The organism is Streptococcus sp. D2 (assembly GCF_006385825.1).
Taxonomy (GTDB): Bacteria; Bacillota; Bacilli; order Lactobacillales; family Streptococcaceae; genus Streptococcus; species Streptococcus shenyangsis.
Genome location: NZ_VFSI01000007.1, coordinates 1 through 24975, shown reverse-complemented (window position 1 = coordinate 24975; position 24975 = coordinate 1). Strand labels below are relative to the sequence as shown.

Sequence of the window (24975 nt, the reverse complement as noted above, 5' to 3'; positions counted from 1 at the left end):
AACTCCTTTTGATGAGAATGATAGTTGGACACGGAATTGACATTGAAGAATTGGCTTCGATAGAAAGCGCATTTACACGACATGAAGGTTTTGCCAAGCGCGTGCTGACCACTAAGGAAATGGAACGATTTAACAGTCTTAAAGGGCGCAGGCAGATTGAATACTTGGCTGGTCGCTGGTCGGCTAAGGAGGCTTTTTCCAAGGCTATGGGAACTGGTATTGGAAAGCTCGGTTTTCAGGATTTAGAAGTTTTGAACAATGAACGCGGGGCGCCTTATTTTAGTCAGTCACCATTTTCAGGAAAGATTTGGCTGTCTATCAGCCACACAGATCAGTTTGTGACAGCCAGTGTCATTTTGGAGGAAAATCATGAAAGCTAGTCCACATAGACCAACCAAGGCTCTGATTCATCTGGGAGCTATTCGACAAAATATTCAGCAAATGGGAGATCATATCCCTCAAGGAACGCTCAAGTTGGCTGTGGTCAAGGCCAATGCCTATGGACATGGGGCTGTTGCTGTTGCCACGGCGATTCAAGATGATGTTGATGGTTTTTGCGTTTCCAATATTGATGAAGCCATTGAACTCAGACAAGCTGGACTCAGGAAGAAAATCCTTATTTTAGGAGTTTCTGACATCGAAGCAGTTGCTCTAGCTAAAGAATACGACATCACCTTGACTGTGGCTGGACTGGAGTGGATTCAATCACTCTTAGATAAGGAATCAGACCTAACTGGATTGACAGTCCACCTCAAGATTGATTCAGGAATGGGACGGATCGGTTTTAGAGAAGCAAGTGAGGTTGAGCAGGCTCAAGCTTTGCTCCAACAATACGGTGCGCATGTTGAGGGGATTTTTACCCACTTTGCTACTGCTGATGAAGAATCAGATTACTACTTTAATGCCCAGTTAGAACGGTTTAAATCTATTTTGGCCAGTATGAAAGGTCTTCCAGACTTGGTTCATGCCAGTAATTCGGCAACGACCCTTTGGCATGCAGATACCATTTTCAATGCCGTCCGTATGGGAGATGCTATGTATGGTTTAAACCCAAGCGGAGAGGTCTTGGACTTGCCTTATGACTTGACTCCAGCCTTGACCTTGGAGTCTGCTTTAGTTCATGTCAAGACAGTTCCAGCTGGAGCTTGCATGGGCTACGGAGCGACCTATCAGGCGGATAGCGAGCAAGTCATCGCGACCTTGCCAATCGGCTATGCGGATGGTTGGACACGTGACATGCAGAATTTCTCCGTCTTGGTAGATGGGCAAGCCTGCCCAATCGTCGGGCGGGTTTCGATGGACCAAATCACCATTCGTCTGCCTAAGCCTTATCAGCTGGGAACCAAGGTAACCTTAATTGGTTCTAATGGGGGCAAGGAGATCACAGCTACTCAAGTAGCTACCTACCGTGGGACTATTAACTATGAGGTGGTTTGTCTTCTAAGCGACCGCATTCCGAGAGAATATGATTAGCAAAGAAAGGAGTGGAGCATGAATCTACATCAACCCTTGCATGTCTTACCTGGTGTGGGACCAAAGTCAGCAGAAAAATACGCCAAACTAGGAATTGAAAACTTGCAAGACCTCTTGCTCTACTTTCCTTTCCGTTATGAAGACTTTAAGACTAAGCAGGTGCTGGATCTGGAAGACGGGGAAAAGGCAGTTCTGTCTGGACAAGTCGTGACTCCTGCCAGTGTTCAGTATTATGGTTTCAAACGCAATCGCCTGCGCTTTAGTCTTAAACAGGGAGAAGTCGTTTTTGCGGTGAATTTCTTTAACCAGCCCTATCTAGCTGATAAGATAGAGTTGGGAGCAACCTTTGCTGTCTTTGGAAAATGGGATCGCGCCAAGGCTAGTCTGACAGGGATAAAGGTACTGGCTCAGGTGGAAGATGACCTCCAACCTGTCTATCGCTTGGCTCAGGGAATCAGTCAGGCCAGTCTGGTCAAGATCATCAAGACGGCCTTTGATCAGGGGCTGGACCTCTTAATAGAAGAAAATCTTCCTCAGTCCTTGCTGGACAAATACAAACTCATGTCCCGTTGTCAGGCCGTTCGTGCCATGCATTTTCCTAAGGATTTGGGAGAATACAAGCAGGCACTTCGCCGTATCAAATTTGAGGAACTTTTTTACTTTCAAATGCAGTTACAGACGCTCAAGTCTGAAAATAGAGTTCAGGGAAGTGGTCTGGTTCTGAATTGGTCTAAGGAAAAAGTGACAACAGTCAAGGAAAGCTTGCCTTTTGCCTTGACTCAAGCTCAAGAAAAGAGTTTGCAGGAAATTTTGACAGACATGAAGTCGGATCACCACATGAATCGTCTCTTGCAAGGAGATGTGGGGAGTGGAAAAACAGTCGTCGCTGGCTTGGCCATGTTTGCGGCGGTGACAGCTGGCTATCAGGCAGCCCTCATGGTGCCAACAGAGATTCTAGCAGAGCAGCATTTTGAGAGTTTGAAGGGGCTTTTTCCAGACTTGAAATTAGCTCTCTTGACAGGTTCCTTGAAGTCTGCAGAAAAGAGAGAAGTTTTGGAGAACATTGCCAAGGGTGAGGCTGATTTGATTATCGGAACCCACGCTCTGATTCAGGATGGGGTAGATTATGCTCGTCTTGGTTTGATCATTATCGATGAGCAGCACCGTTTTGGTGTGGGGCAAAGGCGTATTTTACGTGAAAAAGGGGACAATCCAGATGTACTCATGATGACAGCGACTCCCATACCACGAACCTTGGCTATCACAGCCTTTGGCGATATGGATGTTTCCATTATTGACCAGATGCCAGCAGGACGGAAACCTATTGTGACACGCTGGATCAAGCATGAGCAATTGCCTCAGGTCTTGACTTGGTTAGAGGGGGAAATTCAAAAAGGTTCTCAAGCCTATGTCATCTCTCCCTTGATTGAAGAATCAGAAGCTCTGGATTTGAAAAATGCCATTGCCTTATCAGAGGAATTGACGGCTCATTTTGCAGGTAAGGCAGAGGTGGCTCTTTTACATGGTAAGATGAAGAGTGATGAAAAAGACCAGATTATGCAGGAGTTCAAAGAGCGAAAAACGGATATTCTAGTTTCAACGACGGTTATCGAGGTCGGGGTTAACGTTCCCAATGCGACTGTTATGGTTATTATGGATGCCGATCGCTTCGGTCTCAGCCAGCTTCACCAGCTCAGAGGTCGTGTCGGTCGGGGGGACAAGCAGTCCTATGCTGTTCTCGTTGCTAATCCTAAGACTGATTCTGGGAAAGATCGCATGCGCATCATGACAGAAACCACCAATGGATTTGTCCTTGCGGAGGAAGATTTGAAAATGCGGGGTTCGGGTGAGATTTTTGGAACCAGACAGTCAGGTCTCCCAGAGTTTCAAGTGGCTGATATTATCGAAGATTTTCCGATTTTAGAAGAAGCCAGAAAGGTTGCTAGCTACATTAGTTCGATAGAAGGTTGGCAAGAGGATCCAGAGTGGCGCATGATTGCCCTTCATTTGGAAAAGAAAGAACATCTAGATTGAGCTTTCTCTAAGGAAATCTTATACTCAATGAAAATCAAAGAGCAAACTAGGAAGCTAGCCGCAAGCTGTACTTGAGTACGGTAAGGCGACGCTGACGTGGTTTGAATTTGATTTTCGAAGAGTATTAAGCTAGCTTTCAGGTTTGCCCTTTATACTAGAGTTATCAAAAAGAAACGAGGACTCTCACATGACAGTAACGATTAAAGTAAATTACCAAACCACTTTCCAAAAGAAAGAAGCAACAAAATAAGATTGAACAGAGAAGAAGGGCAGAAATGCTCTTTTTTCGTTTCTAAAACTACTTTCAGTCCATCATCCTAAAAGTAAAGAATCTAAAATCACTTTCTATTTGCTTTTCTTTCTTGCATTGCTTTTCTAGATATGCTACATTTATGATAGCGATTACAAAAAGGAGCATGTTATGAAAAATCCAGCTTTGTTAAAAGAAATCAAGACTTATAGAGGAAGGGATGAGGTTCCAGAAGACTTTGATGCTTTCTGGGATGGGGAAGTGAAAAAAGTTTCAACTCTTCCAGCCTACCAGTTGGAGGAAAGAGATTTCTGCATTCCTCAAGTCAAGTGCTATGAGTTAACATTTGAAGGAACCAATGAAGGTAAGGTCTATGCGCGCGTCGTTCTTCCAAAGAGTGAGGAAAAAGTTCCTCTAATCTTCCATTTCCATGGTTATATGGGACGTGGCTGGGACTGGGCTGACATGCTGGCCTATACCGTGTCTGGTTACGGTGTTGTCTCCATGGATGTGCGGGGCCAGTCAGGTTACTCGCAAGACGGTTTGCGTTCTCCTCTTGGAAATACCGTTAAGGGGCATATCATCCGTGGTGCTGTGGAAGGTCGGGAGCATCTCTTTTATAAGGATGTTTATCTGGATATTTACCAGTTGGTTGAAATTATTGCCAGTCTGCCACAGGTAAATGAGAAGAGACTTTCTAGTTATGGTGCCTCGCAAGGAGGGGCTCTAGCTCTAGTTGCAGCAGCGCTCAATCCTCGGATTCAGAAAACAGTTGCCATCTATCCCTTCTTGTCAGACTTTAGACGGGTGCTTGAGATTGGGAATACTAGCGAGGCTTACGACGAACTTTTCCGTTATTTCAAGTTCCATGATCCATTCCATGAAACTGAGGAGGCAATCATGGCTACCCTTGCCTATATCGATGTGAAAAATCTCGCTCATCGTATCAAGGGTGAAGTTAAGATGATTACGGGCTTGGACGACGATGTTTGCTATCCTATTACCCAGTTTGCAATTTACAACCGTCTGACCTGCGATAAGGCCTATCGCATCATGCCTGAGTATGCCCACGAAGCCATGAATGTCTTTGTCAATGACCAAGTCTACAACTGGCTTTGTGGTAGTGAGATTCCTTTTAAATATGTGAAGTGATGAATGAGAGAGCCTAGTGGCTCTCTTTTTGTATAGAGTCTAGTCAGCAAATATTCTAGTTCATATATACTTTGAAATTCAGCAACTCTTATAGCTATCACTGTATTTTAGGGAAAGAATGATAGAGTCCTTAATATGAACTATCATACGAATACTTCGAAGCTGCAATTTCTGTTTTTTTGATTTTTAATTAGTATGAATCAGCGGAGAGTGACAAGTTATCTTATACTCTTCGAAAATCTCTTCAAACCACGGCAGCTTTATCTGCAACCTCAAAACAGTGCTTTGAGCAGCCTGCGGCTAGCTTTCTAGTTTGCTTTTTGATTTTTATTGAGTATGAGTTTTTTTCTTGACCTTGGTGTAAAACAATTCATTTTGCTATCTAGTTTGGTATAGTTCTTTCAAGACATTGGAAAGCGTCTGTAAAATATGTTATAATTTATAAGAAAATATACAGTTTGGCTACAAATGAACATTTATATATAAGTTTATGTATAACTTAGTTTTTCTGATTAGGATAATATCTTATAAAAAACTATATTCTTGGAGATACAGTACTTAAATATCATTTGTAAAGTAGCAAAATAGTCCATGTCTATTTTTATTGTAAGAATCAAAGTAGAGAGTGTTATGCTAATGGAAACTGTAATATTTTATTTTTTAGAATTTACTTGGATAAATTAACTTTGAAAGTTAAAGTGAGGTAATGTATGTTTGTATGTTTAAAGGGTTTAGGGAAATTTCGTAAATCCAAAGCCTATGGTTTGGTTGGTTGTTTGACACTATCAGCGGTGATTGGTTTAGCTGCACCAGAGTTACCAGTTATTGGTGGTGGGGTTGTTTCTGCTGATGTCATTCAAGGCGGTAGCGATATTCACGATGTGGATGTTCATAGTAAATCTGCAGAAGGTGTTGCTATGACTTATACCACTTATGATAGCGGAACAAGTGGAAAACAAACTGCGTCTGGCAGTGGTGTCTTTGTAGCGCCGAATGTGATGGTAACAGTAGCTCATAACTACTATGATAAAAACCAAGAGGATAAGTCTGCGGTCTTGCGTGGTGGGGAGTCTGCTCGTAGTTATGTTGTAATGAACTCGGAAAAGGAGAAAAGCAATAAAGTACCTACTTCTGGTGTATCGGAAGCTCTTGAAAAAGACTCTATTCACTTGTATAACGGCAAAGACCTTGGTAAAGACTATAGCAATGATTTAGCAGTAGTGGTAACTAAAAAGCCTGTAGAAGCTATGACAGGTGGTGAAGATTCACCAAGAGAACTGAGCGATAAAGAGGTTTCTACTGGTGATAAAATCACTATGGTCGGATATCCTAATGATTTTTCTACTCCAAATTTAAGTAAAGAAAATAAAGCTCGCTTGAAAGACGGTAAGGCTTATTCAGTCTCAACAACTGTGAGCAGTATCAATAAAGAGAGTGGTGCAGTCACTTATCATTCCTCAGCTTTAGGAGGTTTTTCAGGTGCTCCTTTGTTTAATGATAAGGGAGAGGTAGTCGGTATCCACCAGCACGGAACAAATACTTCAAACGCTCCTGAGAGTGAGCGTATTGGCAGTGGTACTATCTTTACGGAAAATCACAGAGCTTGGATTCGTTCTATGATTGATAAATATGGTATAAAGGGTTGGTATATAGATGGTGCAAACCGTTACTACTATGATGAAAATCATATAGCTTTAAAAGATGTAGAGTCTGAGATTGATGGTGCTTTATATAGTTTTGATGAAAAAGGTCGAGCTACTTTAGTAAAAGGTGAAGAAAAAGGTCGTGTTCTACTTCGAGTGGAAGATACTAAAGGAACTCGTTTGATTTCAGATAAGGTTGTTCAGGAAGGTCCTGTTGGAAGTGGCTTGAATTTTCATTTAAGACAAAATCCAGACTTCAAACAGTTAATAGCAACTTCCCCAACAGCTAAAGTGGTATCCTATAACGGAGTGCCAATTAACAAACTAGCAAGTGATACTACTTGGTCTGATGACTATGTCAGTAAGTTAGCTTTAGGTGATACAATTATAAGAGCGGTAGTAGATTCGGTAACTCCTCCATCTACGTCTTCTTCGGATTTTGCAAGAACTGAAGTTGGTAAAGTCGATTTGAGTGGTAAATCGAACTTACCTATACCTAGTAAAGAGGTGTTACAAGCTCCGAATGGCTCAGAAAATTTCTATGCTACAACGCACATTCAAACGCCAGATGGGTCGGGATCAGGTACTTTAATTGCACCCAATTTGGTGTTAACAGTCGCTCATAATTTCTTAACAGTTAAAGGTTCTGAGGTAGTTACTAAGTCTGGTCGCACCAATACAGTGTATAAAGCAACTTTACCGAATGGGTTGTCTGTGAATTTTTCAGATGATGATATTGTTTATTGGAATAAGAAAGATTCAGTATTTGGATTTAAAAATGACTTAGCTTTGGTTCGGTTAAAAGAAACAGTAAAAGAAGTAACTCCTGTAGAGGTTGTAAAACAATCTTCGAAAGTTGCAGAGGGGGATTCAGTTTCGGTCTATGGTTTTCCAGATAACAAGCTAAGTCCAGTTTTAGATAGCAAAGTAGTAGGAACTACAGACTTCGGCTCTGGAATAGAGGGAATTAGCTATGGAGGTACGAAACCTGGAGCGTCTGGTGGTGGTCTTTATAATGATAAAGGTGCTTTAATTGGAGTTCACCAAAATGGTGTTGTAGGAAGCCGTAGTGGTGGTTTGGTTTTATCAAAAGAGCAGTTGGATTGGGTTCGTTCTTATATTGAGGGTCAACCAAAAGATCCTGTCTATGTGGAAGATAAAGAAGTGGAACCTTCTAAGAAGGATTCGGATAAGGATTTAGCTGGGAAATTAGATCCAAAAAAAGATAGTGGAAAAGAAGATTCTGGTATTTTAGGTACATCTGGTGACTTTGCAGCTCCTACAGTAGCTAAGCCAGAGTTTAAAGGTGGAGTTAACGGAGGCGACTCACTTGTTACAGAAGTTCCAGAGTATAGCGGTGTTCTCTCCACATTAGGAGATTCTCCAGCTCCTACAGTAGCTAAGCCAGAGTTTACAGGTGGCGTGAATGGGGGCGACTCACTTGTTACAGAAGTTCCAGAGTATAGTGGTATTATATCCACATTAGGAGATTCTCCAGCTCCTACAGTCGCTAAGCCAGAGTTTAAAGGTGGAGTTCCTTTCACTGAATCTCCTATACTGGAAATCCCAGAGTATACGGGTGTATTATCAACCTCAGGAGAAGAATCGGCCCCAACAGTTGAACAGCATGACTTTACAGGCGGAGTTAACGGAGGCGACTCACTTGTTACAGAAGTTCCAGAGTATAGTGGTATTCTATCCACATTAGGAGATTCTCCAGCTCCTACAGTCGCTAAGCCAGAGTTTAAAGGTGGCGTGAATGGAGGCGTATCCCTCGTTACAGAAGTTCCAGAGTATAGCGGTGTTATATCCACATTAGGAGATTCTCCAGCTCCTACAGTCGTTAAGCCAGAGTTTAAAGGTGGCGTGAATGGAGGCGACTCACTTGTTACAGAAGTTCCAGAGTATAGCGGCGCTCTGTCCACATTAGGAGATTTTCCAGCTCCTACAGTCGCTAAGCCAGATTTTAGAGGCGGAGTTAATGGTGCGGATGCTGATGTCCACCACCTTCCAGCTTTCACAGGTGGCGTGAATGGAGGTGAATCTCCGATACTAGAAATCCCAGAATATATGGGTCCATTATCAACCTCAGGAGAAGGAAGTTCAGTAGTGAAATCTACTGATAAACAAGTAAATAATAAAAACACTAAAGATGAATCAGAAACGAAGCACGTTGTCTCAGGAATTGCTAGTTCGCAACGTATTTTAAAAAATGCAACAGGAAGTGTTCAAATTCAAGCTTCAGAAGAAGTATTGAAAAATGTGATAGGTGTTCAAATTCAAGAAGTTCAAGTTAGTGATTTAAGTTCATTAAACTATAAAGCATTTGATATCAAATTGAAGGATGTAAACGGCAGATATGTTAAACCTGAAGGAAAAGTCCTTGTTACTTTTGCTATAGATCAGTCCGTTGAGAATGTTTATGCTGTAGATCCAGAAGGAAAACTACACACTATTGAATTCGAACAAAAAGATGGAAAGATTATTTTTGAGACTAATAATTCTAGTATTTATGCGATGACTTTCCGACACTCCATTGACAATCCACTATTTAAAAATCCTACAGAAGATAACAAGGCTGAGGAAATTTCACTGTCGCCTAAATTGTTATCAACAAATGAAAACTCTGAATCTAATCGATTAGAGAATAAAGTAAGTAATAACGAACAGTCTATGTTACCAAATACAGGTGAGTCTGCCTCATCACTAACAATCTTATTTGGTTTTGTAGGAGTGCTCCTTGGAGCAATGATTTCTTATAAGCGAAAAGACAGTTAATTTGTCTTCTGTTGTTCTTTGAACTTCTATGTTAATCTAAAATAAACCAGTCTGGAGTCCTGTAAAAAGATGGGAATTCTAGACTGGTTTTATTGATATAGAAGTTTATAATAAGATTCGTAATTTTGAGTAATAGGTATGGATATTTATGTTATCTGAAACTACTTTCAGAAACAGCTGTTCTATAAAATACTTTTGAAACTGAAATCTATTCTATCACAAAGTATTGAAAGCGCTTAACAAATGGTATATAATGACCTCATAAGAACAAAGAAAAGGAGGAAAGAGGATGCCACAGATTACTAAAGAAGCCTTGATTGCACAAATCAAAGATGGAATCATCGTTTCTTGTCAGGCCCTTCCTCACGAACCGCTTTATACAGAAGCGGGAGGAGTCATTCCCTTGCTGGTCAAAGCAGCTGAGCAAGGTGGAGCAGTCGGTATCCGAGCAAACAGTGTTCGTGATATCAAAGAAATCAAGGAGGTTACAAAACTTCCGATTATCGGGATTATCAAACGAGATTATCCGCCACAAGAACCCTTCATCACGGCTACCATGAAAGAAGTTGATGAATTGGCAGAACTGGACATCGAGGTGATTGCTCTGGATTGTACCAAGCGTGAACGCTACGATGGTTTAGAGATTCAGGAGTTTATCCGTCAGGTCAAGGAAAAATATCCTAACCAGCTCTTGATGGCTGACACAAGTACCTTCGAAGAAGGACTAGCAGCTGTAGAAGCAGGGATTGACTTTGTCGGAACAACCTTATCAGGCTATACATCTTACAGTCCAAAAGTGGACGGACCAGATTTTGAATTGATCAAAAAACTCTGTGATGCAGGAGTTGATGTCATTGCCGAAGGGAAAATTCATACACCAGAACAAGCCAAACAAATCCTTGGATATGGAGTGAGAGGTATCGTTGTTGGTGGCGCCATTACTAGACCAAAAGAGATTACAGAACGCTTTGTTGCTGGTCTTAAATAACACAATCTCAAAGCAGAGGAGAGTGGTGGATGCGTCGGATAAAATGAAAACGTATACAAATAAAAACTTGCTCATTATCCAATATGGATACGCTTATCAATTAGGAGAATACAAATGAAATTTAGAAAACTAGCTTGTACAGTACTTGCGGGTGCTGCTATTCTTGGCCTTGCTGCATGTGGAAATTCTGGTGGAAGTAAAGATGCTGGAAAATCTGGTGGAGATAGCGGAAAAACAGAAATCACTTGGTGGGCATTCCCAGTCTTCACTCAAGAAAAAACTGGTGACGGTGTTGGAACATATGAAAAATCTATCATCGAAGCCTTTGAAAAAGCAAACCCAGATGTAAAAGTGAAATTGGAAACAATCGACTTTAAGTCAGGTCCAGAAAAGATCACTACAGCTATCGAAGCAGGTACAGCTCCAGACGTACTTTTTGACGCACCAGGACGTATCATCCAATATGGTAAAAATGGTAAATTGGCTGACTTGAATGACCTCTTCACGGATGACTTTGTTAAAGATGTCAACAATGAAAACATTGTAAAAGCAAGTAAAGCTGGTGATAAAGCTTACATGTATCCAATCAGTTCAGCACCATTCTACATGGCCATGAACAAGAAAATGTTGGAAGATGCTGGAGTTGCGAACCTTGTAAAAGAAGGTTGGACAACAGACGACTTTGAAAAAGTATTGAAAGCGCTTAAAGATAAAGGGTATACACCAGGTTCATTGTTCAGTTCTGGTCAAGGGGGAGACCAAGGAACACGTGCCTTCATCTCTAATCTTTATGGAGCTTCTGTAACAGACAAAGATGTAACAAAATATACAACTGATGATCCTAAATTCGTCAAAGGTCTTGAAAAAGCAGCTAGCTGGATCAAAGACGGTTTGTTGAATAATGGTTCACAATTTGACGGTGGGGCAGATATCCAAAACTTTGCGAATGGTCAAACATCTTACACAATCCTTTGGGCGCCAGCTCAAAACGGTATCCAAGCTAAACTCTTGGAAGCAAGTAAAGTAGAAGTGCTAGAAGTACCATTCCCATCAGATTCAGGTAAACCAGCTCTTGAATACCTTGTAAACGGATTTGCAGTATTCAACAACAAGGACGACAAGAAAGTTGCAGCATCTAAGAAATTCGTTCAATTCATCGCGGATGACAAAGAATGGGGTCCAAAAGATGTTGTTCGTACAGGTGCCTTCCCAGTTCGTACATCATTTGGTAAACTCTATGATGACAAACGTATGGAAACAATCGGTGCTTGGACTAAGTACTACTCACCATACTACAATACAATTGATGGTTTTGCAGAAATGAGAACTCTATGGTTCCCAATGTTGCAATCAGTTTCAAATGGCGATCAAAAACCAGCTGATGCATTGAAAGCATTTACTGAAAAAGCAAACGAAACTATCAAAAAAGCTACAAAACAATAAGCACTGAATCAGATTGACTCCTCCCTTTTCCCTGTGCATAATCTATGTAAGAAAAGGGAGGATTTTATTTGAAATATCAGGAACTGTCACGAAATTAAAATGAAGTTCTTACATAAGAGAATCTTAAAAAATTTCATTTTGATTTTAAAACAGTTCAAGAAAATCCAAAATATTCTATTTGTGAAAGAGAGGTGCCGACTGTGAAAGTCAATAAAATTCGTATGCGGGAAACAGTGATTTCCTACGCTTTCTTAGCACCAGTATTATTCTTCTTTGTCATCTTTGTATTGGTTCCTATGATTATGGGATTCATTACAAGTTTCTTTAACTATTCAATGACTAAATTTGAGTTTGTGGGTTTGGACAACTACATTCGTATGTTTAAAGACCCTGTCTTTATGAAGTCTTTGATTAACACAGTTATTTTGGTTGTTGGATCTGTACCGATTGTTGTTCTCTTTTCGCTCTTTGTGGCGTCGCAAACCTACCATCAAAATGCTATTGCCAGATCTTTCTACCGTTTCGTCTTCTTCCTTCCTGTTGTAACAGGTAGTGTTGCCGTAACAGTTGTTTGGAAATGGATTTATGACCCACTATCAGGGATTCTAAACTTTGTCCTTAAATCAAGTCATATCATCAGCCAGAATATTTCTTGGTTGGGAGATAAGCACTGGGCATTACTGGCAATTATGATTATCCTCTTGACAACTTCAGTTGGTCAACCAATCATCCTCTACATAGCTGCTATGGGGAATATTGACAATTCACTGGTTGAAGCGGCTCGTGTAGACGGTGCAACTGAATTTCAAGTTTTCTGGAAGATTAAATGGCCAAGCCTTCTTCCAACAACTCTTTATATCGCAATCATCACAACAATCAACTCATTCCAAGTTTTCGCCTTGATTCAGCTTTTGACATCTGGTGGACCAAACTACTCAACAAGTACCTTGATGTACTACCTTTACGAAAAAGCCTTTCAATTGACAGAATACGGCTATGCCAACACAATTGGTGTCTTCTTGGCAGTCATGATTGCGATCGTAAGCTTTGTTCAATTTAAAGCACTCGGAAACGACGTAGAATACTAAAGAAAGGAGACAGCTATGCAATCTACACAAAAGAAACCTTTAACAGCTTTCACTGTTATTTCAACTATTATCTTGCTCTTGTTGACCGTGCTGTTTATCTTTCCATTCTACTGGATTTTGACAGGTGCCTTCAAGTCACAACCTGATACCATTATGATTCCACCACAATGGTTCCCTAAAATGCCGACCATGGAAAACTTCCAACAACTCATGGTGCAAAACCCTGCTATGCAGTGGATGTGGAACTCTGTGTTTATCTCATTGGTAACCATGTTCTTAGTCTGTGCGACCTCATCTCTAGCAGGTTATGTATTGGCTAAAAAACGTTTCTATGGTCAGCGTATTCTCTTTGCCATCTTCATCGCTGCCATGGCACTTCCAAAACAAGTTGTCCTTGTACCATTGGTACGTATCGTCAACTTCATGGGAATTCACGATACTCTCTGGGCAGTTATCTTGCCTTTGATTGGATGGCCATTCGGGGTCTTCCTCATGAAACAGTTCAGTGAGAATATTCCTACAGAGTTGCTTGAATCAGCTAAAATCGATGGTTGTGGTGAGATTCGTACCTTCTGGAGCGTAGCCTTCCCAATTGTGAAACCAGGATTTGCAGCCCTTGCAATCTTTACCTTCATCAATACATGGAACGACTACTTCATGCAGTTGGTAATGTTGACTTCACGTAATAATTTGACCATTTCACTCGGTGTTGCGACTATGCAGGCTGAAATGGCAACCAACTATGGTTTGATCATGGCAGGTGCAGCTCTTGCTGCTGTGCCAATCGTAACAGTCTTCTTAGTATTCCAAAAATCCTTCACTCAGGGTATTACTATGGGAGCTGTTAAAGGATAAGAAACGCTTTCTTTTACCGTATCAATTTGCTATTGCTAGCATGATCTAAAAACCTCCGACAGTGAATGACACTGTTGGAGGTGTTAGTTTTAATCGCTTAATGACGATTTTTAAAGGAGAAAATAATGATTTTTGACGATTTAAAAAATATTAGCTTTTATAAAGGGATTCATCCAAATCTTGATAAAGCAATTGATTATCTTTATGAACATCGTAAAGATTCGTTCGAATTAGGAAAATATGATATTGATGGGGATAAGGTCTTTCTAGTTGTTCAAGAAAATGTCCTAAATAAAGTTGAGAATGATCAATTTGAACATCACAAGAACTATGCTGACTTGCATTTGTTGGTAGAAGGCCATGAATATTCTAGCTACGGTTCACGTATCAAAGATGAAGCAGTAGCATTTGACGAAACAAGTGACATTGGCTTTGTCCATTGTCATGAAAAATACCCACTCTTGTTGGGTTATCACAATTTTGCAGTTTTCTTCCCAGGAGAGCCACATCAACCAAATGGTTATGCAGGTATGGAAGATCAAGTTCGCAAGTATTTGTTTAAAATTTTAATTGATTAGAATGATCAGCAGAGATAGCTGATGACTATCTTATACTCTTCGAAAATCAAATTCAAACTGCGTCAGCTTCGCCTTGGAATATATATGTGACTGACTTCGTCAGTCTTATCTACAACCTCAAAGCAGTGCTTTGAGCAACCCGCGGCTAGCTTTCTAGTTTGCTCTTTGATTTTCATTGAGTACTATTGAACACTTTTGAAAATTGAGTTTAAGAGTTGAATCTTATCAATTGATAAATCGGAGTGATTTAGCAAGTGATATAAATTAAATTATAGGGGGAGCAAACATGTCACAAAAAGGAAGAAGTCTCATCAAGGCTGCATTTGATACAGATAATTTTCTAATGCGAATTAGTGAGAAGGTTTTAGATATTGTAACAGTCAATCTTCTCTTTGTAATAACTTGTTTGCCAATCGTAACGATTGGGGTAGCCAAAATTAGTCTCTATCAGACGATGTTTGAGGTCAAGCAAAGTAGACGTGTTCCAGTTTTTAGAACCTATCTAAGAGCTTTCAGGCAAAATCTGAAATTAGGTTTTCAGTTGGGGATGTTAGAATTAGGAATTGTATTTCTTGCTCTTTCAGATCTCTATCTTTTCTGGGGTCAAACAGCTCTGCCCTTCCAATTAGTGAAAGCTATTTGTTTAGGTATTCTGATTTTCCTTACCATTGTGATGTTGGCTAGTTACCCTATCGCGGCACGTTATGACCTATCTTGGAAAGAAATTCTTCAAAAAGGATTGATGTTGGCTAGTTTTAACGCTCCTTGGTTTATCTTGATGATCGTAATTATCTTTTTGATTTTGATGTTTCTATATCTATCAGCCTTTACCCTTCTATTGGGAGGATCAGCTTTTATTCTCTTTGGTTTTGGACTTCTTGCTTTTTTACAAGTAGGAGTGATGGAAAAGCTATTTGCTAAGTATGAGTAAGGGTTGCAATTATTTCTGAAACTACTTTCAAACGCTCCAAAAGCTATTCTATAAGCGAGAAACTAAAATCTAAGTGACCACAAGATATTGAAAGCCTTTTCAGTAAAGTGTATACTAAAGAAGTAAAGAAAGAATCTGCTTTAGCAGAAAATAAAAATAATAGGAGAAAATCTATGTCAGATTTAAAAAAATACGAAGGTGTCATTCCAGCCTTCTACGCATGTTATGATGAACAAGGAGAAGTAAGTCCAGAGCGTACACGTGCCTTGGTTCAATACTTCATTGATAAAGGTGTTCAAGGTCTTTATGTCAATGGTTCTTCTGGTGAATGTATCTACCAAAGCGTTGAAGACCGCAAATTAATCTTGGAAGAAGTCATGGCAGTTGCCAAAGGTAAATTGACTATTATCGCTCACGTTGCTTGCAACAATACCAAAGATAGTATGGAATTAGCTCGCCATGCAGAAAGCTTGGGTGTAGATGCCATTGCAACGATTCCACCAATTTACTTCCGCTTGCCAGAATACTCAGTTGCTAAATACTGGAATGATATCAGCTCTGCAGCTCCAAATACAGACTATGTTATCTACAACATTCCTCAATTGGCAGGTGTTGCCTTGACTCCAAGCCTTTACACTGAAATGTTGAAAAATCCTCGTGTTATCGGTGTTAAGAACTCTTCTATGCCAGTTCAAGATATCCAAACTTTTGTGAGCCTTGGTGGAGAAGACCATATCGTCTTTAATGGTCCTGATGAACAGTTCCTAGGTGGTCGTCTCATGGGTGCTAAAGCTGGTATCGGTGGTACTTATGGTGCTATGCCAGAACTTTTCTTGAAACTCAATCAGTTGATTGCTGACAAAGACTTGGAAACAGCGCGTGAATTGCAGTATGCTATCAACGCTATCATTGGTAAACTCACTGCTGCACATGGAAATATGTACGGTGTGATTAAGGAAGTCTTGAAGATCAATGAAGGCTTGAATATTGGTTCTGTTCGTTCACCATTGACACCAGTGACTGAAGACGATCGTCCAGTTGTAGAAGCAGCTGCAGCCTTGATTCGTGAAACCAAGGAGCGCTTCCTCTAATTCATAAGGAGGTATTTATGACACACTACGTTGCAATTGATATCGGTGGAACCAACATCAAATATGGTTTGATTGACCAAGAAGGCCAACTTGTTGAATCGCATGAAATGCCAACAGAGGCGCATCAGGGTGGACCTCATATCTTACAAAAGACCAAAGATATTGTAGCCAGCTATTTAGAAAAAGGCCCAGTAGCAGGTGTTGCCATTTCTTCTGCTGGGATGGTGGATCCTGACAAGGGTGAGATTTTCTATGCTGGCCCACAGATTCCAAATTATGCAGGTACACAGTTCAAGAAGGAAATCGAGACTAGCTTTACTATTCCTTGTGAAATTGAAAATGATGTCAACTGTGCAGGTCTTGCTGAAGCGGTATCTGGTTCAGGTAAGGGAGCGAGTGTCACCCTTTGCTTGACCATTGGAACAGGTATCGGAGGTTGCTTGATTATGGATGGAAAAGTCTTCCATGGCTTTAGCAATTCAGCTTGTGAAGTCGGTTATATGCATATGCAGGATGGAGATTTCCAAGATTTGGCTTCTACGACAGCATTGGTGGAGTATGTAGCAACAGCTCATGGCGATCCAGTTGATCAGTGGAATGGTCGACGCATTTTCAAGGAAGCTACAGAAGGTAATAAACTCTGCATGGCTGGTATTGACCGCATGGTAGATTATCTTGGGAAAGGTCTGGCAAATATTTGCTACGTTGCCAATCCAGAAGTGGTCATTCTCGGTGGCGGTATCATGGGACAAGAGGCAATTCTCAAACCTAAGATCCGCACAGCCCTGAAGGCGGCCTTGGTACCAAGTCTAGCAGAAAAAACACGATTAGAATTTGCTCATCACCAAAATACAGCAGGGATGTTGGGTGCTTATTATCATTTCAAAACAAAACAATCCTAGTTTGGCTCAGCCAAACTAGGATTTTCTAATCAAGTTCCCTTGACTTTCTTTATAATCGTGAGATAATAAATAAAATATATAAAGGAGTTATATAAAATGTCTATAGCGAATTCAAATAAAATTGTGACCTTCCAAGCTAATAGAGAATTGGTAAATGATGCCATGAAAGTGTTAAAAGAAAAAAATCTCTCTCTTTCATCGGCACTTAGATTATTTTTAAAGAATGTTGCCGTAACAAATGAAGTAGATTTACTTAATGAAGAGGAATTAGAGAAGGAGTATTTGTTTAGACAATTACAAGCAGAAGTTCAAGAAAGTTATGCCAAGATTGAGGCTGGAAATCACTTGACAGATGAGGATGTAGTTACACGCTATGGATTATAAAAAATATAGGATTTTGTATTCTCCTAGAGTGATTGATAGTCTGGATAAAATATATCAGTATATAGCAGAGGAAATCGGTTCTGTAGAGGCTGCGAGACGAAAAGTGGCGAGTATCAGAAAAGATATTCATCGGCTAGAAATTTTCCCCCAAGCTGGATTTGATGCCGATGAAAAATTTGGTAAGAGATTAGATCCTCACTATCAAACGAGAGGATTGACCTTGAGTAAGGATTACATCGTATTATATACAATTGTTGAGGATACCGTCAGGCTTGCTTATTTACTCCCTTCAAAAAGTGATTACATGAAATTATTTAAGACCGAGTCAAGATATGATTGACTCAGGATCTAGATGAGTTATGTTTAGTGACGAATAAAAATCCTAGTTTGGCAATGCCAAACTAGGATTTTCTAGCTCTTCTTTGTCTTCGATAGCCATTAAGTTTTTTATTCTCCCAGTAGCTATTGAAAATTTTTTCTTTGTTTTCTCGATTGATTTCTAAAAAGTAAGCATAAATTAAATCAATCCAAAAAAGCATTGGAAGTTGAGAGGAGATACGCTGAATATAGGATGATTGATTGTGACTAGCAACCAGTACAGTTTCAGTATACAGTTGGTTTTCTTTGTTTGGTACACTGGTAAAGAGGACTGTTTTTGCTCCCATTTCTTTAGCGTCTAATAAGCTATCCAGAATAGATTGAGTAGATCCAGATAGTGAAAAGCCCAGAACCAAGCAATTGTCATCCATGATACTAGTAGTCCAAGCAAATCCATCTTGATCGGTTATAGCTTCACAGACAACTCCTAAACGCATAAAGCGTAATTTCATCTCACGAGCGACAAGGCCAGAACTCCCTGTTCCGAAGAAGTAGACACGCTCAGCATCTTCGATTAATTGGGCAATTCGTTCTAGTTGGACTTCGTCAATCAAGTCTTGTGTTTGTTCCCTCATATTGCTATAGCTTCTGAGGACTCGTTTGGTTAAAGGACTATGTTTGTGAGAATAAGTGTCCTGTTTTTTTGAGTGATGTTGGTATTGGAAAATAAATTCTCGGTAGCCAGTAAAGCCACACTTTTTAGCAAAGCGAGTTAGTGCAGCCTGAGAGATATGTAATTTTTGAGTGACCTGTTGGGAAGATAAATCATCTGTAATCGTTTCAGCTTGCAAAAAATAGCGAGCGATTTCTTGCTCTAAGTCTGTCATTTCTTCGAAGTGGGAATCAATGACAGTTGCGATATCCGGTTTGTTCATGGGGAAGGCTCCTTCATACGAGTCATATTGGAAAAAGGCTAGTCTTACATTTATTATAACATATAATATAGGGATGACTAAGTAAAAACGTATTGTCTATTGGAAAAGAAAAAAGCTTCCTTCTTTTCTACAATTTTATTCTCAAATTATGGTAAAATGGAGAGTAAGATTTTTATTAGAAATGAGACAGATTTGTATGAGAAAATTTAATAGCCATTCGATTCCGATTCGGCTTAATTTATTGTTTGCAATTGTCATTTTACTTTTTCTGACCATTATTGGTCGTTTGTTGTATATGCAGGTTCTGAACAAGGATTTTTACGAAAAAAAGCTAGCCTCAGCTAGTCAGACCAAGGTCACAACCAGTTCTGCCCGTGGGGAGATTTATGATGCTAGTGGAAAACCTTTGGTAGAAAATACGTTAAAGCAGGTTGTTTCCTTCACGCGTAGTAATAAAATGACGGCTAAAGATCTGAAAGAAATCGCTAGTCAGTTACTGGGATATGTGAGCATCACTTCGCCAAATTTGACAGAACGCCAGCTGGCAGATTATTATTTAGCTGATCCTGAGATCTATAAAAAAACAGTAGAGGCTCTCCCAAGTGAGAAACGCTTGGATTCAGATGGTAATCGTCTATCTGAATCAGAACTGTATAACAATGCGGTCGATAGTGTCCAGACGAGTCAACTAAACTATACAGAGGATGAAAAGAAAGAAGTCTATCTTTTTAGTCAGTTAAATGCGGTTGGAAACTTTGCGACAGGAAGCATTGTGACGGATTCTTTGACAGATACCCAGATTGCTTTGATTGCCTCCGCTTCCAAGAAATTACCTGGTATCAGTATTTCTACTTCTTGGGAAAGAAAAGTTTTAGAAACTTCCCTTTCCTCTATAATTGGTATTGTGTCGAGTGAAAAAGCTGGTCTCCCAGCGGAAGAAGCGGATGCCTATCTTAAAAAAGGTTATTCTCTTAATGACCGTGTTGGGACTTCTTACCTGGAAAAACAATACGAGGAAACCTTACAAGGAAAACGCTCGGTGAAAGAAATTCATCTAGATAAGTACGGTAACATGGAAAGTGTTGAAAATATCGAAGCTGGTACTAAAGGGAATAATATTAAACTGACAATTGATTTGGTCTTCCAAGATAGTGTGGATGATTTGCTGAAAAGTTATTTCAATTCAGAGTTGGGAAATGGTGGGGCCAAGTATTCTGAAGGCGTGTATGCAGTCGCCCTTAACCCCAAAACAGGTGCTGTGTTATCCATGTCAGGGATCAAACATGACCTGAAAACGGGAGAGTTGACGCCTGATTCCTTGGGAACGGTAACCAATGTCTTTGTTCCAGGTTCGGTTGTCAAGGCGGCGACCATCAGCTCAGGTTGGGAAAATGGAGTCTTGTCAGGAAACCAGACCTTGACAGACCAGTCCATTGTCTTTCAAGGTTCAGCTCCAATTAATTCTTGGTATACTGCCTTTTCTAGGCCAATGCCGATTACGGCGGTTCAAGCTTTGGAGTATTCATCCAATGCTTATATGGTCCAAACAGCCTTAGGTCTTATGGGGCAGACCTATCAACCCAATATGTTTGTCGGCACCAGCAATCTAGAGTCTGCTATGGGTAAATTGCGTTCAACCTTTGGCGAATATGGCTTGGGGGCTGCGACTGGGATTGATCTACCAGATGAATCTACTGGATTTATTCCCAAAGAGTATAACTTTGCCAATTTCATTACCAATGCCTTTGGGCAGTTTGATAACTATACCCCAATGCAATTGGCTCAGTATGTAGCAACTATTGCAAATGATGGTGTTCGTGTGGCTCCTCGTATTGTTGAAGGCATTTATGGTAATAATGATAAGGGAGGACTGGGTGACTTGATTCAGCAACTGCAACCGACAGAGATGAATAAGGTCAATATATCCGACTCCGATATGAGTGTCTTGCACCAAGGTTTTTATCAGGTTGCTCATGGGACTAGTGGGTTGACAACTGGCCGTGCCTTTTCAAATGGTGCCTTGGTATCCATTAGCGGAAAAACGGGTACAGCCGAAAGCTATGTGGCAGATGGTCAGGAAGCAACCAATACCAATGCGGTGGCCTATGCTCCATCTGATAATCCTCAAATCGCTGTTGCAGTGGTCTTTCCTCATAATACCAATCTAACAAATGGTGTAGGACCTTCCATTGCGCGTGATATTATCAATCTGTATCAAAAATACCATCCAATGAACTAGAAAGGAATTTATGCTTTATCCAACACCTATTGCTAAGCTGATTGACAGTTATTCTAAGTTACCAGGTATCGGGATTAAGACGGCTACGCGTCTGGCCTTTTATACGATTGGGATGTCTGATGATGATGTCAATGAATTTGCAAAAAATCTCCTTTCTGCTAAGAGAGAGCTGACCTATTGCTCCATCTGTGGTCGTTTGACTGATGACGATCCCTGCTCCATCTGTACTGATCCAAGTCGTGACCAGACAACTATTTTGGTGCTAGAGGATAGTCGTGATGTGGCAGCCATGGAAAATATCCAAGAATACCATGGGCTCTATCATGTCCTGCATGGTCTCATTTCCCCCATGAATGGCATCAGTCCAGATGATATCAATCTAAAGAGTCTTATGACTCGTCTGATGGATAGTGAGGTTTCAGAAGTGATAGTGGCCACAAATGCTACGGCAGATGGGGAAGCGACGTCCATGTATCTTTCACGCTTGCTCAAGCCAGCTGGGATCAAGGTTACGCGCCTGGCACGAGGTCTTGCTGTGGGAGCAGATATCGAGTATGCGGACGAAGTGACTCTCTTACGAGCGATTGAAAATCGGACAGAGTTGTAAGTATAGGCAAATTTACGAACTTCATCCATTTATAAAAAATCAAGGAGGCTGAAAATCGTTCCTATCGGCCTCTTTTTGTATAGTGTGATGAGTAGAATCAGGTTCAAGTTTTAAAAAACCAAGCAAATATGATATACTAAAGAGCGAGTATTCTAGTAGAATTAGGACAAATAATATGAAACAAACGATTATTCTTTTATATGGTGGACGGAGTGCGGAACGCGAAGTCTCTGTCCTTTCAGCTGAAAGTGTCATGCGCGCGGTCAACTACGATCGTTTCACAGTCAAGACTTTCTTTATCAGTCAGTCAGGTGACTTTATCAAAACTCAGGAATTTAGCCAGACTCCAGGTCAAGAGGACCGTCTCATGACCAATGAAACAATTGATTGGGATAAGAAAGTCGCACCAAGTGCTATCTACGAAGAAGGTGCAGTGGTCTTTCCAGTTCTTCACGGTCCGATGGGAGAAGATGGCTCTGTTCAAGGATTCCTTGAAGTTTTGAAAATGCCTTATGTCGGCTGTAATATCTTATCATCTAGTCTTGCCATGGATAAAATCACGACCAAGCGTGTTTTAGAATCTGCTGGCATTGCCCAAGTTCCTTATGTGGCTATCGTTGAAGGGGATGATGTGATTGCTAAAATCGCTGAAGTGGAAGAAAAATTGACTTATCCAGTCTTCACTAAGCCGTCAAACATGGGTTCTAGTGTCGGTATTTCTAAGTCTGAAAATCAAGAAGAACTCCGTCAAGCTTTGAAACTTGCCTTCCAATATGACAGCCGTGTCTTGGTTGAGCAAGGGGTGAACGCCCGTGAAATCGAGGTTGGTCTCTTGGGCAACTACGATGTCAAAAGCACGCTGCCAGGAGAAGTGGTCAAGGATGTTGACTTCTACGACTATGACGCCAAGTATATTGATAACAAGATTACCATGGACATCCCAGCTAAAATCAGTGATGATGTGGTAGCTGTCATGCGTCAAAATGCAGAAACGGCCTTTCGTGCGATTGGTGGTCTCGGTCTCTCTCGTTGCGATTTCTTCTATACAGACAAGGGAGAGATCTTCCTAAACGAGCTCAATACTATGCCAGGTTTTACCCAGTGGTCTATGTATCCACTTCTTTGGGACAATATGGGAATCAGCTACCCAAACCTAATTGAGCGATTGGTTGACCTTGCCAAGGAAAGTTTTGACAAGCGCGAAGCGCATTTGCTATAAAAATGAAAGAGAGGGTAGAAGCCAGAACCATCACTGCAAGGTGATCAGAGTTCTCGGGCTTCGACCCTTTTTAAAGGAGTAGAAATGAAATTAACTATCCACGAAGTTGCCCAAGCTGTTGGAGCGAAAAATGATGTCAGCATCTTTGAGGACATCCAGTTAGAAAATGCTGAGTTTGACAGTCGTTTGATTGAGGAAGGGGACTTGTTTGTGCCCCTCAAAGGTGCGCGTGATGGCCATGACTTTATCGAAAAAGCCTTTGAAAATGGTGCTGCTGTAACCCTGTCTGAGAAAGAAATCGCAAATCATCCCTACATTCTAGTAGACGACGTGTTGACTGCCTTTCAAAAACTAGCAGCCTATTATCTTGAGAAAACGGCTGTTGATGTCTTTGCAGTTACAGGTTCAAATGGTAAGACGACGACCAAGGATATGTTGGCGCACTTGCTATCAACAACCTACAAAACCTACAAAACACAAGGAAACTACAACAACGAGATTGGCCTTCCCTACACAGTTCTCCATATGCCTGAAGGGACAGAAAAGTTGGTCTTGGAGATGGGGCAGGATCACTTGGGAGATATTCACCTTTTGTCAGAATTGGCGCATCCAAAAACAGCCATTGTGACCTTGGTTGGAGAAGCCCATTTGGCCTTTTTCAAAGACCGTTCGGAGATTGCCCAAGGAAAAATGCAAATTGCTGATGGAATGGCTTCGAATTCCTTGCTCTTGACGCCAGCTGACCCTATTGTAGAGGACTATTTGCCAGCTGATAAAAAGGTGGTCTGTTTTGGGCAAGGAGCAGAGTTGGAAATTACCGATCTGGTAGAACGTAAGGACAGTCTGACCTTTAAGGCTAATTTTTTAGGACAAGCCCTTGATTTGCCAGTGACTGGTAAGTACAATGCAACCAATGCAATGATTGCATCCTATGTTGCCCTGCAAGAAGGAGTTTCAGAGGAGCAAATTCGTTTGGCCTTCCAAAATCTTGAATTGACGCGTAACCGTACCGAGTGGAAGAAAGCAGCCAATGGAGCAGATATTCTGTCAGATGTTTACAATGCCAATCCGACTGCTATGAAATTGATTTTAGAGACTTTCTCTGCTATTCCAGCCAATGAAGGTGGCAAGAAAATCGCTGTCTTAGCAGATATGAGGGAATTAGGTGACCAGTCAGTCCAACTCCATAACCAGATGATTCTGAGCCTCTCGCCAGATGTACTGGATACCGTGATTTTCTATGGAGCAGATATCGCAGAATTGGCCCAACTTGCCAGTCAAATGTTCCCAATCGGACACGTTTATTACTTCAAGAAAACAGAAGACCAAGACCAATTTGAAGACCTAGTTAAGCAGGTCCAAGAAAGCCTTGGGGCTCATGACCAAATCCTGCTCAAAGGCTCTAACTCTATGAATCTAGCCAAGTTGGTAGAAAGTTTAGAAAATGAAGACAAGTGATTTTGTCAAGTATTTGCAAAGAATGATTGCCATTACAGATACTGGATTAACCTTTACAAAAGATCCGTTTGACCGTGAGCGCTACGAAGACTTGCGAGGCCTTTTATCTGAAATGTTGAATCAAGCATCAGACCTTGATGCCGAAGAAGTGGCAGAAGTCTTGAAGCCAACTTCTGCTTATGCGACTCCGTTAATGGACGTCCGTGCTTGGATTGTTGAGGACGAAAAGATTTGTCTGGTTAGGGGACAAGGAGAGAATGATTGGGCTTTGCCAGGTGGCTTTGGTGAGGTTAGTTATTCTCCAACAGAAAATATTCTCAAGGAAATTGAAGAAGAAACCGGTTTTAAAGCCAAAGTTGAAAGACTGCTAGCTGTTTTTGATACCAATCGTTTCCAACTACAGAGCAAACAGTATACAAAGTTTGTTTTTGGATGTAAGCTTCTTGATGGACAATTCCAAGAAAATCAAGAAATCGCTGACCTTGAACTGCACCCCAAAAGTTAGACAGAAAAAATCTAACTTTTGGGGTGTTTTTATTATGAAATTAACTTATGATGATAAAGTTCAGATCTATGAACTTAGAAAACAAGGATATAGCTTAGAGAAGC

20 protein-coding genes and 2 pseudogenes are annotated in these 24975 nt (G+C 40.8%); 21 read left to right on the top strand and 1 reads right to left on the bottom strand.

The annotated features are described in order from the left end of the window. The first annotated feature begins 17 nt into the window (after positions 1-17). The 15 genes from acpS to FJR73_RS05240 all read left to right on the top strand — a co-directional run bounded on the left by acpS (position 18) and on the right by FJR73_RS05240 (position 17930). The gene (gene acpS / locus FJR73_RS05320; RefSeq protein WP_216629102.1) at positions 18-380 is read left to right on the top strand and encodes a holo-ACP synthase; all 363 of its coding nucleotides are present in this window, start codon (positions 18-20) and stop codon (positions 378-380) included. Then, positions 370-1473, top strand: a complete 1104-nt coding sequence (gene alr, locus FJR73_RS05315; RefSeq protein WP_140833759.1) for an alanine racemase — start codon at positions 370-372, stop codon at positions 1471-1473. The genes acpS and alr overlap by 11 nt, the downstream gene beginning before the upstream one ends. An 18-nt stretch (positions 1474-1491) precedes the next feature. Beyond that, entirely contained in the window at positions 1492-3507 is a 2016-nt protein-coding gene (gene recG, locus FJR73_RS05310; RefSeq protein WP_140833757.1) for an ATP-dependent DNA helicase RecG, read from the top strand. 421 nt (positions 3508-3928) lie between these two features. Then, positions 3929-4909 (top strand): acetylxylan esterase, encoded by a 981-nt coding sequence (locus FJR73_RS05300; RefSeq protein WP_140833751.1) that lies wholly within the window; start codon positions 3929-3931, stop codon positions 4907-4909. A gap of 710 nt (positions 4910-5619) precedes the next feature. Continuing rightward, positions 5620-9330: an SIALI-17 repeat-containing surface protein gene (locus FJR73_RS05290; protein WP_140833747.1), complete on the top strand. Its 3711-nt coding sequence runs from the start codon at positions 5620-5622 to the stop codon at positions 9328-9330. Between the two features lie 289 nt (positions 9331-9619). Then, positions 9620-10318 carry an N-acetylmannosamine-6-phosphate 2-epimerase gene (locus tag FJR73_RS05285; protein WP_001135675.1) on the top strand — a complete coding sequence of 233 codons (699 nt, stop codon included), beginning with the start codon at positions 9620-9622 and terminating at the stop codon, positions 10316-10318. A gap of 114 nt (positions 10319-10432) precedes the next feature. Continuing rightward, complete coding sequence (locus FJR73_RS05280; protein ID WP_000672103.1) at positions 10433-11761, top strand: ABC transporter substrate-binding protein; 1329 nt, start codon at positions 10433-10435, stop codon at positions 11759-11761. 221 nt (positions 11762-11982) lie between these two features. Continuing rightward, complete coding sequence (locus FJR73_RS05275) at positions 11983-12849, top strand: carbohydrate ABC transporter permease (protein ID WP_153193231.1); 867 nt, start codon at positions 11983-11985, stop codon at positions 12847-12849. A gap of 15 nt (positions 12850-12864) precedes the next feature. Beyond that, positions 12865-13704 carry a carbohydrate ABC transporter permease gene (locus FJR73_RS05270; protein WP_001192119.1) on the top strand — a complete coding sequence of 280 codons (840 nt, stop codon included), beginning with the start codon at positions 12865-12867 and terminating at the stop codon, positions 13702-13704. Positions 13705-13829: 125 nt separating this feature from the next. Then, the gene (locus FJR73_RS05265; RefSeq protein WP_000575437.1) at positions 13830-14282 is read left to right on the top strand and encodes a YhcH/YjgK/YiaL family protein; all 453 of its coding nucleotides are present in this window, start codon (positions 13830-13832) and stop codon (positions 14280-14282) included. A gap of 286 nt (positions 14283-14568) precedes the next feature. Next, a complete protein-coding gene (locus FJR73_RS05260) occupies positions 14569-15213 on the top strand; it encodes a YesL family protein (RefSeq protein ID WP_140833745.1) in 645 nt (214 codons plus the stop codon). A gap of 173 nt (positions 15214-15386) precedes the next feature. Continuing rightward, positions 15387-16304 (top strand): dihydrodipicolinate synthase family protein, encoded by a 918-nt coding sequence (locus FJR73_RS05255; protein ID WP_001281521.1) that lies wholly within the window; start codon positions 15387-15389, stop codon positions 16302-16304. A 17-nt stretch (positions 16305-16321) separates the two neighbouring features. After that, the gene (locus FJR73_RS05250; RefSeq protein WP_125451360.1) at positions 16322-17206 is read left to right on the top strand and encodes an ROK family protein; all 885 of its coding nucleotides are present in this window, start codon (positions 16322-16324) and stop codon (positions 17204-17206) included. Between the two features lie 96 nt (positions 17207-17302). Next, positions 17303-17590 (top strand): hypothetical protein, encoded by a 288-nt coding sequence (locus tag FJR73_RS05245; protein ID WP_140833742.1) that lies wholly within the window; start codon positions 17303-17305, stop codon positions 17588-17590. Then, entirely contained in the window at positions 17580-17930 is a 351-nt protein-coding gene (locus FJR73_RS05240; RefSeq protein ID WP_140833740.1) for a type II toxin-antitoxin system RelE/ParE family toxin, read from the top strand. The genes FJR73_RS05245 and FJR73_RS05240 overlap by 11 nt, the downstream gene beginning before the upstream one ends. Before the next feature lie 61 nt (positions 17931-17991). Here the strand turns inward: FJR73_RS05240 and FJR73_RS05235 are convergent, their stop codons facing one another. Then, positions 17992-18843 carry a MurR/RpiR family transcriptional regulator gene (locus FJR73_RS05235; RefSeq protein ID WP_140833737.1) on the bottom strand — a complete coding sequence of 284 codons (852 nt, stop codon included), beginning with the start codon at positions 18841-18843 and terminating at the stop codon, positions 17992-17994. A 181-nt stretch (positions 18844-19024) separates the two neighbouring features. Here FJR73_RS05235 and pbp2b point away from each other — a divergent pair, with 181 nt between their 5' ends. The 6 genes and pseudogenes from pbp2b to FJR73_RS05205 all read left to right on the top strand — a co-directional run. Further along, a complete protein-coding gene (pbp2b, locus tag FJR73_RS05230) occupies positions 19025-21082 on the top strand; it encodes a penicillin-binding protein PBP2B (RefSeq protein WP_140833735.1) in 2058 nt (685 codons plus the stop codon). 10 nt (positions 21083-21092) lie between these two features. Next, on the top strand, positions 21093-21689 hold the full coding sequence (gene recR / locus FJR73_RS05225) for a recombination mediator RecR (RefSeq protein ID WP_000966748.1): 597 nt from the start codon (positions 21093-21095) through the stop codon (positions 21687-21689). Between the two features lie 175 nt (positions 21690-21864). Continuing rightward, positions 21865-22908, top strand: coding sequence for a D-alanine--D-alanine ligase (locus tag FJR73_RS05220; protein ID WP_061759288.1), 1044 nt, complete (start codon positions 21865-21867; stop codon positions 22906-22908). A gap of 84 nt (positions 22909-22992) precedes the next feature. Beyond that, positions 22993-24366: a UDP-N-acetylmuramoyl-tripeptide--D-alanyl-D-alanine ligase gene (murF, locus tag FJR73_RS05215; protein ID WP_140833733.1), complete on the top strand. Its 1374-nt coding sequence runs from the start codon at positions 22993-22995 to the stop codon at positions 24364-24366. Then, positions 24353-24853 (top strand): annotated as a pseudogene (locus FJR73_RS05210) (NUDIX hydrolase N-terminal domain-containing protein); the annotation flags it as partial. The gene murF and the pseudogene FJR73_RS05210, both read left to right, overlap by 14 nt. Positions 24854-24905: 52 nt before the next feature. Further along, positions 24906-24975 (top strand): annotated as a pseudogene (locus FJR73_RS05205) (transposase); the annotation flags it as partial.